This window comes from Aquimarina atlantica (assembly GCF_000626715.1).
GTDB classification, from domain to species: domain Bacteria; phylum Bacteroidota; class Bacteroidia; order Flavobacteriales; family Flavobacteriaceae; genus Aquimarina; species Aquimarina atlantica.
In genome coordinates this window covers 1-17,192 of sequence record NZ_AQRA01000003.1, presented here as the reverse complement: position 1 = coordinate 17,192, position 17,192 = coordinate 1, and the positions used below count along the sequence as shown (strand labels likewise).

Sequence of the window (17,192 nt, the reverse complement as noted above, 5' to 3'; positions counted from 1 at the left end):
TTAGAAATAAGAGAAAGTTTATAAAAACAAAACGAAATCATATAATAACTATTTCATTTTATCTATATATTCAATATCACTTTGGAAGATTAGACATTGATGCTATAAAAGATAGATCACAGCTACTATAAAATTAGCAACAATTGTTATGCCATTTTAGGGAATAGCAGAACGGATAGTATAAAAAAATCCTGCCCAAGGGCAGGATTTACAATATCATTTAGACATTTATGCTACGACAATAATACATAACAATATGTTACTTAAAATTATCTGAAGCTTTACCAGATTTGGTAGTATAATTAATCTTTAACGCCTGAACTTCTCTTAATTCTTTTTTGATATCTCCTACAAGACCCATGTTGGTGTTTCCATCTATCTTAAGAGCTGTAATCAAAAAAGGAACTTCTTCCTCTCTTTTTGCTGCTCTCTCGGCCAATACAAAGGCTTTTACTTCGCTTACATCAGCAAATTTATCATTAAGCTGGATTCTAGCCTGGCTACCTGCACTTGCACGATATCTTGAACTAGGTTTTCCTGCATAGATATACATTACTAGATTTTTTTTGTCTAGTTTTTCTATCTGGTCTGCAGATGGTAATTTATTTTCTATCATTAGCGTATTTTTACGCATCACCGTTGCAACCATAAAGAAGAACAATAACATAAATACAATATCCGGTAATGATGCCGTAGAAACGGGAGGTAATTCACCACTCTTTTTCTTTTTAAATTTAGACATAAGAATTCTGTTTTATGTTATTTCTATTTTTTAGGCTCGGCTTCTGAAAGTTTTTCAGGAAACAAAAATTGTATCTTTTTGATATCTTCTTTTAGTTTAGTCTTACTTCCAGAATAATTCACATCTTTAAAATCGGCTTCCATTTGTTCGAATGTCTTACCAAAAAGACGTTGTGCTTCTCTATTACGCAATGTAGTATACGCTGCTACCAATTCATTTTGAACCGCTATATATGCAGCATAATTTGTCTCTCTATTGTTGTTTAGAGAGATTACCGCTTTAGTAGGATTATCTGAAGAAGAAGGATCTCTATCTCCTTGACAGTAACTACAAGCTTCTTCTCCTCTTCCACCACCATTATCTAAGAACTTAATAGCAGCTTCCCGAAGATCTTTCAATTCCATAGGAGCTTCTTCTACCAATAAATCGTTGTTTTTATTCAATTCTACAACAAAAATATTTTTTTGCTTAAGAACTGGCGGCTCTATTTCTTCCTCCTGAGGAGGAGGAAGTTTACGGCTAATACCCGTATCGGTTTCGATCGTGGTAGTAACCAAGAAAAATATAAGAAGTAAGAATGCAATATCTGCCATAGACCCTGCATTAACTTCTGGTGCTGCTCTTCTTGCCATAATTATTTACTTAATTAGTTTCTTAATACCAGAAAGGAACATTAATCCAACTGCAATAGCAGCTAAAAAGTAAAATGTATACAATCCTGTTCCTACCCATCTAGAGCCACTTGCAGAAAGTACTTCTCCATCATTTAATGGTGCTTCTACTCCTTCTGCAAAAACATAACCTATAACCGCAACAATAAGGAAAGCCACAATACCTATTGCGGTATTTTTAAGTCCTCCTGGGTTTTTGGCTAATGAAGAGAAAACAGCCATTAAAGTAACGGCTATTATACCAACAATGACAATAACTGTAAGAATATATAATGGATTCACCAAAGATGTCGCTTCTTTTAAAAGATCCATTGATCCTCCTTCTCTAACAAAGTCTTTGGTTTCTGTAATACCATATTTTTCCATAAGGCCATCAAAATTATTGCTCATTAAGAACAGTAAAATAGCTCCTATAGCGCCTATAGCCAGTACGATATATGATAATATTTTTGAAATTTTCATGTTACTAATAATTTTTTGTTTGGATCACAGATAAGTAATCCGTAATTAAATAAAAGTGTAAATTAAAAATCTTCTAGATTAGATTTTTATTAGAAACATCAATTATTTCTTTTTCTTGTAATCTACCAAAATATCGATTAAAGTAATCGAAGCATCTTCCATATCATTTACAATTCTATCAATTTTTGCAACGATATAGTTATAGAATATTTGAAGAATAATTGCAACAATAAGTCCAAATACCGTAGTAAGAAGTGCCACTTTAATACCACCTGCTACAAGAGAAGGTTGCATATCATCTGCCGCTGCAATTTTATCAAACGCTGTAATCATACCAATTACCGTTCCCATAAACCCAAGCATTGGAGCAAGAGCGATAAATAATGATATCCACGATACATTTTTCTCTAATTGTCCCATTTGAACACCACCGTATGCTACAACTGATTTCTCTGCTGCATCTATACTTTCGTCTGCTCTATCAAGACCTTGATAATAAATAGATGCAACAGGTCCTTTTGTATTTCTACATACCTCTTTTGCCGCATCGATACCACCACTATTTAGTGCATCTTCTACATTTTGTTGTAATTTCTTAGTGTTTGTCGTAGAAAGACTTAAAAAGATAATTCTTTCAATTGCTATCGCAAGACCTAAGATCAAACATAAAAGTACGATACCCATAAATACAGGGCCTCCTTCTATAAAACGTCTTTTAAGGTTTTGATGGAAGGATAATTCTTCTGTAGTAGCCTCGGATACTGCTTCATCTTGAGTCGTTGTCGTAGTTATAGGAGCAATTAATAATTGCACGTTTGCCGTTAATAACTGGGCAGGTGCAGTAGAAGCTTGTAAGTTTCCAAAAGTCATTACTGCTGCGATTGCCAGAATAGAAAATAATCTTTTCATTGCGCTGATTCTTAATTTTAATTAGTTAAAGGGTTAAAGATATAAAAATAATATAAAATCTATTAAAAAATTGATAATAATGCAGAGAGGAAGGGATTCGAACCCTCGATACGCTTTTGACGTATACACACTTTCCAGGCGTGCGCCTTCGACCACTCGGCCACCTCTCTTGGTTTTCCCCTAAAAAAATAAGGATGGGCAAATAACAAAAAAAATGTTAACTATTGAAATTTGAGGCGTTAATTTTCTGACATTTCACCACGAATAGAGGTTTCATAAATGGTTTTGAGGACTTTAAGTGGTAATTTTTCCCCTAGTAAATACATCAATTTTGCTACTGCAGCCTCTGTAGTAATGTCTTTTCCCGAAATAACACCCGCTTTTTTTAGTGCAACACTAGTGTCATACTTGCCCATTTCTACACTTCCACCTATACATTGTGTAACATTAACTACCGGTATTCCTTTTTTAATGAGATCAGAAATTATAGTGGTAAACCATTTTTTTGTAGTTGTATTTCCTGCTCCATACGTTTCTAAAACCACTCCTTTTATAGCTTCTAAAGAGAAAATACTCTTCAAAATATTCTCATTAATCCCCGGAAACATCTTTACGATAACAACATTATTATCAAAATGTGTATGATATACCATCTTTTTTCTTCGATTACATGTTAGTAAAAAAGAGGTATTGATCTTAAGATGCACTCCAGATTCTACCAAAGATGGATAGTTAAGAGATTGAAATGCTTCAAAATGTTCTGCATTAATCTTGGTAGTCCTATTAGCTCTAAGTAATTTATATTCAAAATAGAGCCCTACCTCTGTAATTACAGGCTTGCCTTTTTCTTGTAATGCCGAAATCTGAACTGCGGTAATCAAATTCTCTTTTGCATCGGTTCGCAAATCTCCTATCGGTAATTGAGAACCTGTAAAAATAATAGGTTTAGCCAGGTTTTCAAACATAAAGCTAATCGCAGATGCGGTATAAGACATCGTATCGCTCCCATGCAAGACAACAAACCCATCGTATTTTTTATAATTAGTATTAATTATATCTCCTAACTCTTTCCATCGATCAACATTCATATCAGAAGAATCAATAGGCTTCTCAAAACTAATGGTATTGATATTGCAATCTAATTGCTTGAGTTCTGGGATGTTTAATAACAACTCATCAAAATCGAAAGCAACCAGAGCACCTGTATTAAAATCTTTGACCATTCCTATGGTTCCTCCAGTATAAATAAGTAATATGTTTGGCGAAGTATTCATATAACAAATGAACGAAAATTAAATTATATTTTATTTGGTCTAGATACCGAATATATCGCTAGAGTTTTTGGTGGTAATCGCAGCTATTTCCTCTATAGGCTTTTGATATATATCTGATAGCTTTTCTAGGATATTAAGCAAATAAGAACTTTCGTTACGTTTACCTCGATAAGGGGTTGGTGCCAAATAAGGTGCATCTGTTTCCAGAACAATATGATCTAATGAAATCTGATTCAAAAACTGATCTATTTTACCATTTTTAAAAGTAACTACTCCTCCTATTCCTAATTTCATATTGTACCCTATAGCTCGATTGGCATCGTCTATGGTTCCTGTAAAACAATGAAAAATCCCAAATAGATCATCACTTTTTTCGGATTCTAATACTTCAAAAATTTCTTCAAAAGCTTCGCGACAATGTATTACTATAGGTAATTTGTATTTTTTTGCCAATTGGATTTGATACTTAAAAGCTTCTTGTTGGGCCTTCAAAAAAGTTTTATCCCAATATAAATCTATACCTATCTCTCCTATCGCATAAAAGCTTTTATTATTCTCTTTATTCGAACGTTTTTTGAGTTCATTCTCTACAAATACAAGTTCCTCTTTGTAATTCTCTTTTACATGGGTAGGGTGCAATCCCATCATCAAAAAAACATGTTCTGGATACTTAGCTTCTATTGCATACATAGCATTGGTATATGTAGAATCAATAGCAGGAACAAAAAAACGTGTCACGCCATTTTTTATAGCACGCTGCATCATTTCATCCTGATCTTCATCAAAGGCTTCACTATAAATATGAGTATGGGTATCGGTTAGTATCATGCCGCAAAAGTATCAAATTAGAGTTAATCCTCGCAGGAATTTGCTTTTATTATTAAACTCTTTTCAGCATTTAATTCTAAGCTATAGAACTGTATGTTTTCACTTCCAGATATAAGTTTTTTGCTAAAACTATTTCAAGATTCGCTATACAGGAAACAAATTAACAGATGACAAAACATCACATTTTCTTCAATAATTCTTGAGCTCGAGTATAATCTTCAGCATCTTCGGGTATATTCTCTAACAATGTAGCGCATTGATCATATTTTTTTTGCTTTAGCTGGTTTAGTGCTTCAAACCATAATGCTTTATATTTATATCCCGAATTTCCTTGATATAGTTTCTCTAAAACCTGAGTAGTTTCTACATATTTATCTTGTTCTAATAAGGATAATCCATAATAGAATTGATATTCTGCATTATTTTCATCTTTTGACAATAATATCAAGAGGTATTTTTCTGCTCCGGCATAATTTTTTGAGTTAAACGCATGTTCTGCGTTCTTACTATTCTTTTCTATATTTCCTCTTTCTGTAATTGATAATTCGGGAATATTTGCAAAATCATTATACACAGGGTTGCTTTGACCAAAAAAGTATACACCAAAAATTATTGCTACACTTGCTGCAGCGGCATAGGCCCAAACAGGCATTCTTATCACTTTGGTTTCTTTTGTAGTTGCTTTTTTATTAAAGTGTGCATCTCCAATCACTTTCAAAGCATCTCCTAATGCTTCTTCCTCTTTTTCTGAAGTAAAACGTGTATCTAGATGTGAATTTAACTCTTGATATAGTTTAAACTCCTCTGCAACAGCTACATCTTCACTAATTAGTTTTGTTAGCATTTTTTCTTCGGCAGCAGAGAGTTCGTTGCTACAGAACCGATCAAACAGCTCAAATTTTTCTTCTGGGGTCATAACAAATTCTTTATTTTATTAAACTTAGGAGTGTTTTGAACAAGTTTTGTTAACTGACCAATACATAAAGACTTTTTCTTACGAACATATCCATAGGACTGCCCTAGTTTTAAAGCTACTTCTTCCATAGATTTTGTAGTAAAAGTTACCTTTAATAGTTCTTTACAAGCTTTACCTAATTGGTCAAACATCTCTTTAAAAAGTTCATGTTTTGCATTAAAAATTTCGGTTTCTTCTGCAAAACGAACACTCTCGTCATCTATAGATACAATCTCTTCATTAATTGTTACCTGATTATTAGAATGCTTTTTTAATTCATTCAACCATTTACGTTTGCACAACAGAAAAAAATAGGCATCAAATGGACAGGTAAGTTGTAGTCCTTTCTCTTTTGCCTGTTTATAGATCGTTATTAAAGTTTCCTGGATAATGTCCTGAGCTCTGGACTCATCTCCACTATTATTTTTTATATACCCAACTACTTTCGGAGCAAATTTATCATAAATCTCGGTTAAGACTACAGTATCATTCTTCAAAAGAGCTTCAATGTATTTCTGATCAGAATGAAATTTGGTATTTCCCATAAATAGTGAATATAAGCGACTAATTTAAAAAAAGTTATCAAGATAAGGGTAACAAAAATTCTAAGCTATTGATATGATGTCGTAAACAATAAAATTTCGAAAATCATGAAAACATCAAATAGAACGATTGCAGTACCAAATAATAGTAGGAATGCAAAAAAAGGAATGATGATTTTTTTACTTTTAAACGTAGCTATTCTTTTATTCGGAAGCTGTAAAAATGATGATAACGATATCATTATCGAAAGAATCATAAATGGTATAGAACTACAAAAAGCGATTAACGATAACCGCGAAGAAGCAATGCAAACTTTTGTAATGAATGCCGAAACCGGAGGGTATATGTATGGAGAAGAAGGTACACAACTACATTTTCTTCCAAACAGTTTTTTAGATCAAAATGGTGATCCGATTAGCGGAAGCGTTACTATCGAATTAGTAGAAATCTATGATAAAGCCAAAATGCTACTCACCAAAATGCCGACCAATGGTAAACGACCAAATGGAGATATCGAGACTTTAAAATCTGCTGGAGAATTTTTTGTAAATGCAAATCAGAATGGAAATCAACTACAACTTGCAAATGCATTTGAGATTTTTTCGCCAAACGAAGATTTTGATCCTGAAATGAGGTTATTTAAAGCTGCAGACAATGGTTGTGACAACGACATTATCGATTGTGATGTCGTTTGGGAAGAAAACCGAGAAGGGAATATAGACCTTGGCCAGGGAGAAGGTCCTAACGGAACAGGAGTTACAGGATATTCTAGTTTTATCAATAATTTTGGATGGACTAATATTGATCGTTGGTATAACGATCCAAGACCAAAAACTGTTATTTATGTAGATGTTCCCGAAGGATATGACAACACAAATTGTAACGTATATGTATCTTATGATGGTGAACCAACAGCATTGGCATTATTAGACACTTATATTGAAGAAACCGAATTATTCTCTGAACATTATGGGCTAATCCCTATTGGATTAGAAGTACATTTCATATTTGTATCTATTCAGGATGGTGAGTATACATATGCTATCCAGGGTGCAACCATAACCGAAGATCATGTAGAAGTAATTGGATCTACCACTACTGCTTCCGAAGCCGAATTAATAGCACTAATAAATGGGTTACCATAAATCAAAAATCATACTGAAATATGTAAATTAGTTAGCGGGGGTTACGGCACATTTCAGTATATATTCCGGGAGGTAACCTCTCGGAATATTTTTATTAATATTTCTAATTTAACTTTTTACTTATCTTTAGTAACTACTAATAACAAATCATGAGGGGCCACATCATTTTATACTGCACTATATTATTTCCATTGCTGTGTATTGGACAAATAATACTAACTAACGATACCATTCCAAGAATCGCACCTATATCCTATGAAATTAATGGAAATCAAGTAGTTTATGGAGCAGAAATGCCGCCTTTAAATCAAATTGCTGGTGCTCCCAAAGCTTTTTATACCTACTATTGGGAGTTTGGTGATGGCAATTATAGTTTTAAAGAAAAGCCCGTACATCGGTATGCTGCTTCGGGAACATACGAAACTAACCTTTGGGCAACTAATAATTATGATAATGGAAAACCACCTACAAGTAGACCAAAATCAATAACTGTAAATGATACATCTGATGAGGCTTCTTTAGACTCAAACTCCCTTTTTATTGAAGATGATGATTTAATCCTGAAACGAAATCGTGAGCCTATTCCTGACCAGGAAATGATATTTATAACAAGTTATAAAAACACCAATAATTACGTTTCTAGTGGTAAATTATACTTGTTTTATAATGATAATCAATTTAAAAATGACAACTTTATTCTGGAAGACACCAGATTACATCATGGGGAAAAAATTATTCCACTACCTATTATTTCTGAAACGCTCTCTCATAATGATGATCATACTTTATTAGCTTCTTCAACCCATACCACACTACAAAACAGAACATTATTTGTTCAGGATACCACTAAAAGAAAAAACTTACCACTTACATTAGAAGAGTCCAAATCATTGTATCGCAACTATCAGGTAATTGCATTTAATGATATGCAACCTGGTGAAGAACGCAACATTTTCAGGACTCTAAAAACAACACCCGAAATGATCAAAGATACCAGTGCTATTGTTACACTAAGAAGTATCTATGTTCCTGATGACAATTTTGACAATCACACCGTGAAGGATACAGAAATGGAAATTGTTACTTCTCATGATCCCAATAAGATGTCTTCTAATGGTTGGCTAATGAATTATCGGTTAGTACGATTTAAACGCCTCAAATTTAAAGTGCGTTTTCAAAACAACGGAGAAGGTCCGGCTAATACTATAAAACTAGCCGTAGATACTCCAGAAATGTTTGATAAATCTACATTAAAAATTGATGGTATGTATCCCGAATGCCCAATTTGTCCTAAAGAAAGAGAGGTTAATTACAGCTGTCTCGATACTATTTTAAAAAAAGACAAGATCATTTTTCAATTTAATCGCATATATCTTCCCGGAAGTCAACAAAAGAATGTATCCGAAATAGACTCGACCAAAGGGTTCGTAAAATATTCTATGAAATTTGGCAAAGACTTTCATAAAAAAAAGACCAAAAGTCGTACCGCTATATATTTTGATAAAAACGAACCTATTATTACTAACTATGCAACCACCCGGTTTATGCCCGGTATTTCTATTGGTGCAAAAGCCGGATATATCATGGTTCCCGAACTAGATAATCAAAAAGAGTATTTTGTTGGAGCAACATTATCTCCTTTTAAATCCTACAGAGGATACTATCAGGCAGAATTAATGGCATCTGCATCTTCTTATGATGAACTACGAAACTTTGAAACCACTTCTATAGATGCAAATGGTACCGAAAGCCTAATTCAATTCTCAGAAGCGAATACATTTAATAACATTTCTATTTATGTCGTTCCCGGATCATTTCGCTATAATTTCAATAACTTTTTTGCCATGGGAGCAGGAATCCAATTAAAAATGGATATCACAAGCAAAAATGATCAGGAAACCACAGGAGAAGGGTTTACCATTATTAGAAATAATGGCCCAACTCCCCCAGAAATTATTCGAAACATCGAACTTGATGTTGCTGAAACACAAGAAATCAAAGATGATTTTACCAATATACAAACCGGTGTTTTTGTTGGAATGAATTTTGGAGCGGTACGAATAGGGCCAAGTATAGGAGTTAGATATGTTCATAATTTTGATGGCCCAAACTCTCAAATTCAATTCTATGGAATTTGGAAGTTTTAGAATATTGCTATGTATCGCTGCTCTTTGGTTTGGAAACCCAATACTACAGGCTCAGCAAAAAACAAAAACCTCAACGTTTTTATATAATCAGTTAGATCATTTTCTACAAAAACCATCGAATTCTGAAGCACTACAATTAAGTAAAATGATTGCTCCCAAAAAAGATCAGCTTTATACCAAAGCAGATCAGTTGGCCTGGATAATCGTAAACTGCAATTTGGGGTATTATCTCAATCAATTCAACCACAAACCAACAGCTATTTTACATTACGAAACTGCCTGGAAAACATATTATGAAAATGAATTAAGCGACTATGACATCATTGAAAATTGCCTACAACCACTTGGTAATATCTACACAGAGATTGGAGACCTACCCAAGGCAGAAACCACTATAAAAAGCTATTTATATCAAGCTGAACAAGCTAAGAACACTTCAAAAATTATCTCGGGAATTACTAATCTTTCTATTGTATACCACAATCAAGGAAATTATTCAAAAGCTCTCGAAATACTCAAAAAAGGGTTAAATATTGACCCCAACAACATCAATTTACTAACAAATACAGCCACAAACCATCTGGATTCTGGTGATTACGAGAAAGCAAAGACTTATGCAAACAAAGTAATTTCCATAGATATTAATCAAATAAATGCGTATCAAATTCTAGCGGCCACTGCTTTAGAAAAGAAAGAATTTAAAAAAGCTCAGGATTATATTACACAGGCTAGGTTTCAATTGCTCAAAAACAAAAATACATCGGCAAGAACTATTGTCAAATGGCAATTAGCATATATCGATATTTTATTATCCAAATCCAAGTTTGGAGAAATTCAAAAAAACCTAAAAGAAATATACACCTCTCTCCTACCTGGATATTCTGTAAATACTGATTTACCGTCTAAAGAACATCTTATTGCAGATAGGCTTCTGTTAAAAGCACTAGACATTCATGCTTATATGTATCAACAAACCCAAAAACCTCTTCTAGCGATAGCTGCCTTTGATTTGGCTTTTGACGTAAATTCAAAATTAAATATCGTATATCCGCTTCAGGACACTCGCATCATTCAACATAGCCAAAACAGGAACAGAACAGAAGCTTATATTGATCTTCTTTTTACTATTCACCAAACCAAAAAAGAGGAACAATACGATACACTAGCATTTCGGGCAGCAGAGTATTCTAAATCTCCTATTGTAAATGAAGCGCTGATATCTAAAAAAACACTATCTCAATACAAAAGTGACTCTTTGGTTTCAAAAAAAAATCGACTTAATGCAGCATTAACATCCTATGAGACTCTAATTTTAAAAGAAAAATTAAAAGGCAAAGGCGCCAATATTGCTCAAATTCAAAAATGGACTACAGCTCATGACACTACATCTATTGTTCTTAAAGAAACCCTCAAAAAGCTTCGTCATACATATCCCAAACTACTTAGGTATCAAAACAATATTTCTATTCCTGCTCTTCAGAAAAAATTAAAAAAAGATCGCACCACTTTGATTGAATATTTTTATGGAAATCGAAACGTATATCAGTTTATAATCACTCAAGATTCTTTTGAAATCAAAAAAATAGAAAATCCTGAATATTTTAAAAGCATTGTCAAAAAATATATTCATTATTTCGACAACGCTTCAATAATCATTAGTAACATTCCTGAATTCACAAAAAATGCTGCTGAACTTTATAACGTATTAAAAATCCCCAGATACTCTAAAAAATTATTAATCATCCCCGATGGTCTTCTTTGTTTTATTCCTTTTGAGACCTTATTATTAAAAAAGACAAATTCAATGAATTTTAGTAAAATGTCTTTTTTAATACGATCTGCTGAAATAAGCTATGAAATTTCAGCTGGTAAATATTTGAGATCCAATCCTAAAAATCTTCAGAAAAAAACGGTTTTAGGAGTATTTCCTGTTTTTGAAAATACAGATAAAGAACTTTCATTTTCAAAAATCGAAAGCAAATCTATACAACATTATTTTAATGGTGATTTTTTAGAAAACGAACAGGCGTCCTATCAACGGTTTATTGAATTAGCAAAAGAACATGATATCATTCATTTGTCTACACATGCAGAATCAGGAAGTTTTTCTAGACCAGCCTCTATACAATTTTGGGATCAGGATATTTTGGTTAATCAATTATATGGAACACAACTTAATGCAAATCTGGTAGTGTTAAGTGCTTGCGAAACCGGTGTTGGCAGACTAGCAAAAGGAGAAGGTCCTATTAGCATTGGCAGGGGTTTTCATTATGCCGGGGTAGAAAACATACTTTTTTCATTATGGAAAGTAAACGACAAAACTACCGCCACAGTAATGAAAAACTTTTATCAAAATCTTAATCTTTCTATTCCCAAGGCAACAGCGATACATCGTGCCAAGCTAGACTATCTGGATACAGAAAGCATCTCTAATGTTCAGAAATCACCTTATTATTGGGCGGCATTTGTATATTATGGCGAGATCGGACATTCTTATTCCTTAAGCTATTTTTGGTATAAAATAGGTATTGTCTTATTTATTTTAATTATACTACTTTTACCCAAGTTTCTTCAACATAAAACATGAGTACACTTCGAAAATTTTTAAACCAAAAGGAATATCACAGAATTAAATTAGTTTTTACAAAGACAAATCATTTTGAAGTTAAAGCAATATTAAACGGTATAGAGGGTAATTTTATAGTCGATACAGGTGCTTCTAACTCCTGTGTTGGATTTGAAGCTGTAGATAAATTTTCTCTTTTTGCCCAGGATAGCGATGTAAAAGCTGCAGGAGCAGGTGCTACCGATATGCTAACACAACTTTCGCAAAAAAACACCATACAAATCGGAAACTGGTCTAGAAAAAGAATATCCCTTGTTTTATTTGATCTTAACCATGTAAATACAGCACTAATAGCACATCATGCAGAACCTGTAGATGGCATTATTGGAGCTGACATTCTTAAAAAAGGAAAAGCAATTATTGACTACGAAAAAAAATGTATGTATTTGAAATAAGTTTAACTACCCACTATAGTATTAGGATACAGCAGCTAAAAAAACAGCTAAAAAGTAAGATTTGTTATTTTTTTTTAACTAAATTTAAGTTCTGAACATTAATATTAATCGATTTTTTTAATCAATGGTACGGATTCTACCATCATACAAATGTTTCCTTCAGTAATTATTACATCAACATCTTAGTATACAAAACTTATACTTAGATATTCTAAATTGCAAAATACGCTCATTAATTACCCAATTACCCCTAAATAAACTTTTATGGTAAAAAGTTTATATCTCAAAAATCTTATGAGTTACCCCATTTATTACAAACTTTAAATAATCATTTCTAAGCTATTTTAAGCTAACACATCTGTCAAAATCAAGTAATTATACGTATTGACTGGTTTTTAACTTTCTGTTTTCTTTGAAAAGACAGAGGACTAAAAGCGAGGCTATCGTATTATATCTTAATGAATCTTTAACTTAAAAAATTAAAATTATGGAATTTTATCTTTCACAGATTGTGTATTGGGCTTGCAATTTTGCTCCCAGAAGTTGGGCATTTTGTTCTGGTGCTTTATTAGCTATATCAAGTAACACTGCGCTATTTTCATTACTAGGAACTACTTTTGGTGGAGATGGTCGTACAACTTTTGGTTTACCCGATTTAAGAGGGCGAGCACCTATTGGTTTTGGTAATGGGCCTGGCTTATCTGATTATCGATTAGGGTCACGCGGGGGTGAAGAAGTAGTGACTTTAAATGTATTACAAATACCATCGCACAATCATATAATTGACGCTTCTGGTCTTAATATAACAGTACAAATGAGCGTAAATAGTGGTCAGGCAGATACGCACACGCCTACTAGTGGCGTATCATTAGCAGCTCCTTATGACAGCAGTAATTTAGCTGAAATTTCAGGATATAATTCAGAAGCTCCAAATGTGCCCATAGCAGGTGCTATAGGTGCAATCACTGGTAATGCCGACACTTTAAATACAGGAGGAAGTCAATATCACGAAAACAGAATGCCTTTCCTAACCTTAAATCCTTGTATTTGTATACAAGGCCTTTTCCCGTCTAGAAATTAAGTAGTACTACAACCATCAAGTTTGTATATAAATTTAAGTATGTTGTTTGGGCTATTTTTTCAAACAACATACTTCTATCTTGAAGAATTATGACTCCTATTAAAATTGGCTTTTTAACCCCTTATTCGAGTATTTATCCTAATTTTTTTCCACACCTTGCCACAGGTTTTTACCTTGGTCTTGGTCAAAAACCGGGAAGAAGATCGGATATCGAACTTATTCCAGAATTTGCAGGTTCAGGAGGAATATCCTCGGTCATTGAAGCCGCAAAGAAATTACTTAACTTTAGTAATGTTGATATCGTCTCGGGAATGATTAGTTACCGCTCCCTTCCTGATCTGGTTCAGCTTATAGACAATAGGAAAGATGCCCTGGGATTCTTTTTTGATATGGGAGAAATGTTACCTAGTTTTGATTATCACAGTCCAAATGTATTTTTTAATTCTCATCAATTATATCAAAGTCAATATGCATTAGGATATTGGGCGCAAAAGGAATATCGCCAGCCAGGGTTGATCATTACACCTATATATAATTCTGGGTATCATCTACACACCTCTTTTCAGGCTGGTATTAGTGCTGCAGGAGGAAATACTGTTTTACAATCTGTTATTCCATACCACACCAATAATCCACATCACCTTGATATCGAATCGATCTTTGATAAAATCAGAAAAGAAGCTCCTGCATATGTACACGCCTTATTTGTAGGACCACAAGGAAATGAGTTTTTAAATCTATGGAAATCAAAATCATGGACAAAAGATATTCCTTTATTAGTTGCAGAAAACATGATATATCCAGATATGCTAGATGATGTAAAACACCTCGAACTAAATCTATATGGAGCCATGCTATGGAATCCAGACTCAGAACATAAAATCAATAAACAATTCGTAAAAAAATTCAAACAAAACACTGGACAACCTCCTAATCTTTATGCTTTACAAGGGTACGAAACCGGACTTTTATTTAAAGAGCTATTGCGGCCTCTTAAAAAAAGGCAATGGGATGTTGTAAAAGAAAAACTACAAAAAATAAGTATTGAAAGTCCGCGAGGTCTTAAAAACTTCTATTCTAAAGAAGGTTTTATAACTCCTGATATTGATATTGTAAAAATAAAAACCAATACCTCTGGAATCTACAATACGATCGTAGATATTGGCAAAAAAATGAATGAAAATAATCCTATTACTAATCATATTGTAGGAGAATTAGACTCTGGTTGGGTGAACCCATATTTATGTATATAAAATGTCATTTTTTTAATTACTGACCATACTTAATTATAAAAAGACACATAGTAAAAAAGGAAAACTCGAATACACCTCTTAAAACCCTTATATAATGAAAAAAATTACACTTTTATCTATGATGGTTCTTAGCTTTTTTGGGATCGCTATGGAATCATCTACAGATAACAAAAAACCAAATATCTCTATAGAAGGAGACTCTTATGTTATACATCATATATCTAGCTTATTTTCAGAATTAAATTTAGGATCTGACCCTATAGATGCATATGCTATCACAAAAAAAATAAACGAGCTAAGTTACTATGCTCCTACAACACCTGTTACCCCCGGTACAGCTACTACATTTACAGGAGCGAATTTTTTTCTAGAACCCTCTGCAGTAGCATTAAGCACTACCCAATTTGTCATAGCGTATAGATCTTCTGCTTCTGGTACACCTGGAGAGGCTGTGGTAGGAACACTGTCTGGAAATACGATCAGCTTTGGAAGTAGCACACAATTTGCCAGTACTGTAGGTGCAACACATACTGCTATTTCAGCTATTAGTGCTACACAATTTATTGTTGCTTTTGAAGATGAACGTGGAGCCTCTGATGTAGGAGAAATGAGAATAGGTACCGTATCTGGTAGTTCTATTTCTTTTGGCAGCTCATTTGATTTTGCATCTGGAGATGTAGATGCAATAGAGATGGAAGCTTTGTCTTCAACCAGTCATATAGTAGTCTATCGAGATGTCGAGGATGGTAATCGCGGAAAAGCAAAAATAATTACCGTAAGTGGGGCAACACTGTCCTTTGGAACAGCAGCAACTTTTTTAACAGACGCAACAATTTGGACCGGTTTGGATGTATTGTCTAGTAGTACTTTTGTAGTTGTTTATCAGGCAACCACTGCTGGTTCCGAAGGAGGAGCTGTTATAGGATCAGTCAGTGGATCAACCATTACTTTAGGTAGTGCAAACATTTTCGAAACTAATTGCAGACAAGTTGATGTAGTAGCTATTTCATCCAATAAGTTTGTAGTTGCTTATGACGACGACGACGATGGAAACGGTTATGTACAGGTAGGATCGGTTAGCGGGACAACAATAACAGGGTATGGAACACGCCAGCAATTAATCACAACCGTCGGAGGAGTACGACTAGCCTCTTCCTCTTCTGATAAATTTATAGCTATGTATAATCCTACTAGCGGTACCGATCCAATTTATGCAAGAGAAGGAGAAGTAACAGGAACCAATATCACACTAAGTTCCCAAGCTACCATTCATAGTGGCAATAGTGATATTCAAGCTATGGAAGTACTAAAAATTGATGACGGAAAACAAATCTACATCTATCAAGATGAATCTAACAGTAGTATTGGTACGGCAATTTACGGCGAAACTTCTGCACCAGTACCTGATACCGATCCTCCTGTAGTACAATCTATAACTTTAAATGGCTCTCCTGCAGCCAATGCTACATCAATAACTTATACGGTTACATTTGATGAAAATGCTAATAATATTTCTACAGATGATTTTTCTCTAACTACTACTTCAGGAACAGCCTCAGGAACAGTATCTAGCGTAAGTGCTTCGTCAGGAACAAGTGTTACAGTGACTATAAATACAATCACCGGCACAGGAGGTATTCGTCTAGATCTAAATGGGTCTACTAACATTGCAGATGACTTAGCCAATTCTGGACCAGCAGCATTTAATACAGGAGAGATCCATACGGTAGATCGCGATGCGCCAACAGGGTATTCGGTTGCAATAGATCAAAGTCCGATCAATGCCGGAAACGATAATGCAGTAAGCTATACATTTAGCAGTGCAGAAGTAGGTGCAACCTATAATTATACTTTTAGTAGCTCTGGAGGAGGAACCAATGTAACCGGATCAGGAACTGTGGCTTCTGCAACAGCAACGATCTCTGGAATAGACCTAAGTGGTTTGGGAGATGGAACCATTACATTAAGTGTAACACTTACCGATGTAAATGGAAATACAGGAAGTGCCGCAACAGATACCGAAACCAAAGAAACCGTTGCACCAACAGGGTATTCGGTTACCATAGATCAGAGTCCTATCAATGCCGGAAATGATAATGCCGTAAGCTATACATTTAGCAGTGCAGAAGTAGGTGCAACCTATAATTATACTTTTAGTAGT

Annotated in this window: 15 protein-coding genes and 1 tRNA gene; 7 read left to right on the top strand and 9 right to left on the bottom strand. The window is 34.0% G+C overall.

Going from position 1 to position 17,192, the window contains the following annotated elements; genetic code table 11:
* Nucleotides 1-259: 259 nt before the first annotated feature.
* The 9 genes from ATO12_RS06915 to ATO12_RS06875 all read right to left on the bottom strand — a co-directional run bounded on the left by ATO12_RS06915 (nt 260) and on the right by ATO12_RS06875 (nt 6,386).
* Nucleotides 260-742, bottom strand: coding sequence for an ExbD/TolR family protein (locus ATO12_RS06915; RefSeq protein ID WP_034240623.1), 483 nt, complete (start codon nt 740-742; stop codon nt 260-262).
* A 23-nt stretch (nt 743-765) separates the two neighbouring features.
* Nucleotides 766-1,374 carry an ExbD/TolR family protein gene (locus tag ATO12_RS06910; protein ID WP_034240621.1) on the bottom strand — a complete coding sequence of 203 codons (609 nt, stop codon included), beginning with the start codon at nt 1,372-1,374 and terminating at the stop codon, nt 766-768.
* A 6-nt stretch (nt 1,375-1,380) separates the two neighbouring features.
* Complete coding sequence (locus ATO12_RS06905) at nt 1,381-1,875, bottom strand: hypothetical protein (RefSeq protein ID WP_034240618.1); 495 nt, start codon at nt 1,873-1,875, stop codon at nt 1,381-1,383.
* 102 nt (nt 1,876-1,977) lie between these two features.
* Entirely contained in the window at nt 1,978-2,784 is an 807-nt protein-coding gene (locus ATO12_RS06900; RefSeq protein WP_034240615.1) for a MotA/TolQ/ExbB proton channel family protein, read from the bottom strand.
* An 82-nt stretch (nt 2,785-2,866) separates the two neighbouring features.
* A tRNA-Ser gene (locus tag ATO12_RS06895) sits at nt 2,867-2,954 on the bottom strand.
* Between the two features lie 69 nt (nt 2,955-3,023).
* Entirely contained in the window at nt 3,024-4,058 is a 1,035-nt protein-coding gene (locus tag ATO12_RS06890) for an asparaginase (RefSeq protein WP_034240613.1), read from the bottom strand.
* Nucleotides 4,059-4,097: 39 nt separating this feature from the next.
* Nucleotides 4,098-4,886: a TatD family hydrolase gene (locus tag ATO12_RS06885; protein ID WP_034240610.1), complete on the bottom strand. Its 789-nt coding sequence runs from the start codon at nt 4,884-4,886 to the stop codon at nt 4,098-4,100.
* Between the two features lie 178 nt (nt 4,887-5,064).
* Nucleotides 5,065-5,802, bottom strand: a complete 738-nt coding sequence (locus tag ATO12_RS06880; RefSeq protein WP_034240607.1) for a tetratricopeptide repeat protein — start codon at nt 5,800-5,802, stop codon at nt 5,065-5,067.
* Nucleotides 5,799-6,386 (bottom strand): RNA polymerase sigma factor, encoded by a 588-nt coding sequence (locus ATO12_RS06875; RefSeq protein WP_034240605.1) that lies wholly within the window; start codon nt 6,384-6,386, stop codon nt 5,799-5,801. Before ATO12_RS06875 ends, ATO12_RS06880 begins: the two co-directional genes overlap by 4 nt.
* Before the next feature lie 105 nt (nt 6,387-6,491).
* Here ATO12_RS06875 and ATO12_RS06870 point away from each other — a divergent pair, with 105 nt between their 5' ends.
* The 7 genes from ATO12_RS06870 to ATO12_RS06840 form a co-directional block, all read left to right on the top strand.
* Entirely contained in the window at nt 6,492-7,529 is a 1,038-nt protein-coding gene (locus tag ATO12_RS06870) for a hypothetical protein (protein ID WP_034240602.1), read from the top strand.
* Between the two features lie 149 nt (nt 7,530-7,678).
* A complete protein-coding gene (locus ATO12_RS06865; protein ID WP_034240599.1) occupies nt 7,679-9,676 on the top strand; it encodes a PKD domain-containing protein in 1,998 nt (665 codons plus the stop codon).
* Nucleotides 9,657-12,263 carry a CHAT domain-containing protein gene (locus ATO12_RS06860; protein ID WP_034240596.1) on the top strand — a complete coding sequence of 869 codons (2,607 nt, stop codon included), beginning with the start codon at nt 9,657-9,659 and terminating at the stop codon, nt 12,261-12,263. The genes ATO12_RS06865 and ATO12_RS06860 overlap by 20 nt, the downstream gene beginning before the upstream one ends.
* On the top strand, nt 12,260-12,697 hold the full coding sequence (locus ATO12_RS06855; protein WP_034240593.1) for a retropepsin-like aspartic protease: 438 nt from the start codon (nt 12,260-12,262) through the stop codon (nt 12,695-12,697). The genes ATO12_RS06860 and ATO12_RS06855 overlap by 4 nt, the downstream gene beginning before the upstream one ends.
* A 487-nt stretch (nt 12,698-13,184) precedes the next feature.
* Nucleotides 13,185-13,778, top strand: coding sequence for a phage tail protein (locus tag ATO12_RS06850; RefSeq protein ID WP_034240591.1), 594 nt, complete (start codon nt 13,185-13,187; stop codon nt 13,776-13,778).
* Between the two features lie 89 nt (nt 13,779-13,867).
* Nucleotides 13,868-15,031, top strand: coding sequence for an ABC transporter substrate-binding protein (locus ATO12_RS06845; protein WP_034240588.1), 1,164 nt, complete (start codon nt 13,868-13,870; stop codon nt 15,029-15,031).
* Nucleotides 15,032-15,125: 94 nt separating this feature from the next.
* On the top strand, nt 15,126-17,192 hold a 2,067-nt coding region (locus ATO12_RS06840; RefSeq protein WP_034240584.1), incomplete at its 3' end, for a hypothetical protein.

What these genes read in the sequence shown, in the direction of transcription:
- ATO12_RS06910 (WP_034240621.1), bottom strand. Translation starts at nt 1,374, where the DNA reads ATGGCAAGAAGAGCAGCACCAGAAGTTAATGCAGGGTCTATGGCAGAT.
- ATO12_RS06900 (WP_034240615.1), bottom strand. Translation starts at nt 2,784, where the DNA reads ATGAAAAGATTATTTTCTATTCTGGCAATCGCAGCAGTAATGACTTTT.
- ATO12_RS06915 (WP_034240623.1), bottom strand. Translation starts at nt 742, where the DNA reads ATGTCTAAATTTAAAAAGAAAAAGAGTGGTGAATTACCTCCCGTTTCT.
- ATO12_RS06890 (WP_034240613.1), bottom strand. Translation starts at nt 4,058, where the DNA reads ATGAATACTTCGCCAAACATATTACTTATTTATACTGGAGGAACCATA.
- ATO12_RS06885 (WP_034240610.1), bottom strand. Translation starts at nt 4,886, where the DNA reads ATGATACTAACCGATACCCATACTCATATTTATAGTGAAGCCTTTGAT.
- ATO12_RS06905 (WP_034240618.1), bottom strand. Translation starts at nt 1,875, where the DNA reads ATGAAAATTTCAAAAATATTATCATATATCGTACTGGCTATAGGCGCT.
- ATO12_RS06860 (WP_034240596.1), top strand. Translation starts at nt 9,657, where the DNA reads ATGGAATTTGGAAGTTTTAGAATATTGCTATGTATCGCTGCTCTTTGG.
- ATO12_RS06875 (WP_034240605.1), bottom strand. Translation starts at nt 6,386, where the DNA reads ATGGGAAATACCAAATTTCATTCTGATCAGAAATACATTGAAGCTCTT.
- ATO12_RS06850 (WP_034240591.1), top strand. Translation starts at nt 13,185, where the DNA reads ATGGAATTTTATCTTTCACAGATTGTGTATTGGGCTTGCAATTTTGCT.
- ATO12_RS06855 (WP_034240593.1), top strand. Translation starts at nt 12,260, where the DNA reads ATGAGTACACTTCGAAAATTTTTAAACCAAAAGGAATATCACAGAATT.
- ATO12_RS06880 (WP_034240607.1), bottom strand. Translation starts at nt 5,802, where the DNA reads ATGACCCCAGAAGAAAAATTTGAGCTGTTTGATCGGTTCTGTAGCAAC.
- ATO12_RS06865 (WP_034240599.1), top strand. Translation starts at nt 7,679, where the DNA reads ATGAGGGGCCACATCATTTTATACTGCACTATATTATTTCCATTGCTG.
- ATO12_RS06845 (WP_034240588.1), top strand. Translation starts at nt 13,868, where the DNA reads ATGACTCCTATTAAAATTGGCTTTTTAACCCCTTATTCGAGTATTTAT.
- ATO12_RS06870 (WP_034240602.1), top strand. Translation starts at nt 6,492, where the DNA reads ATGAAAACATCAAATAGAACGATTGCAGTACCAAATAATAGTAGGAAT.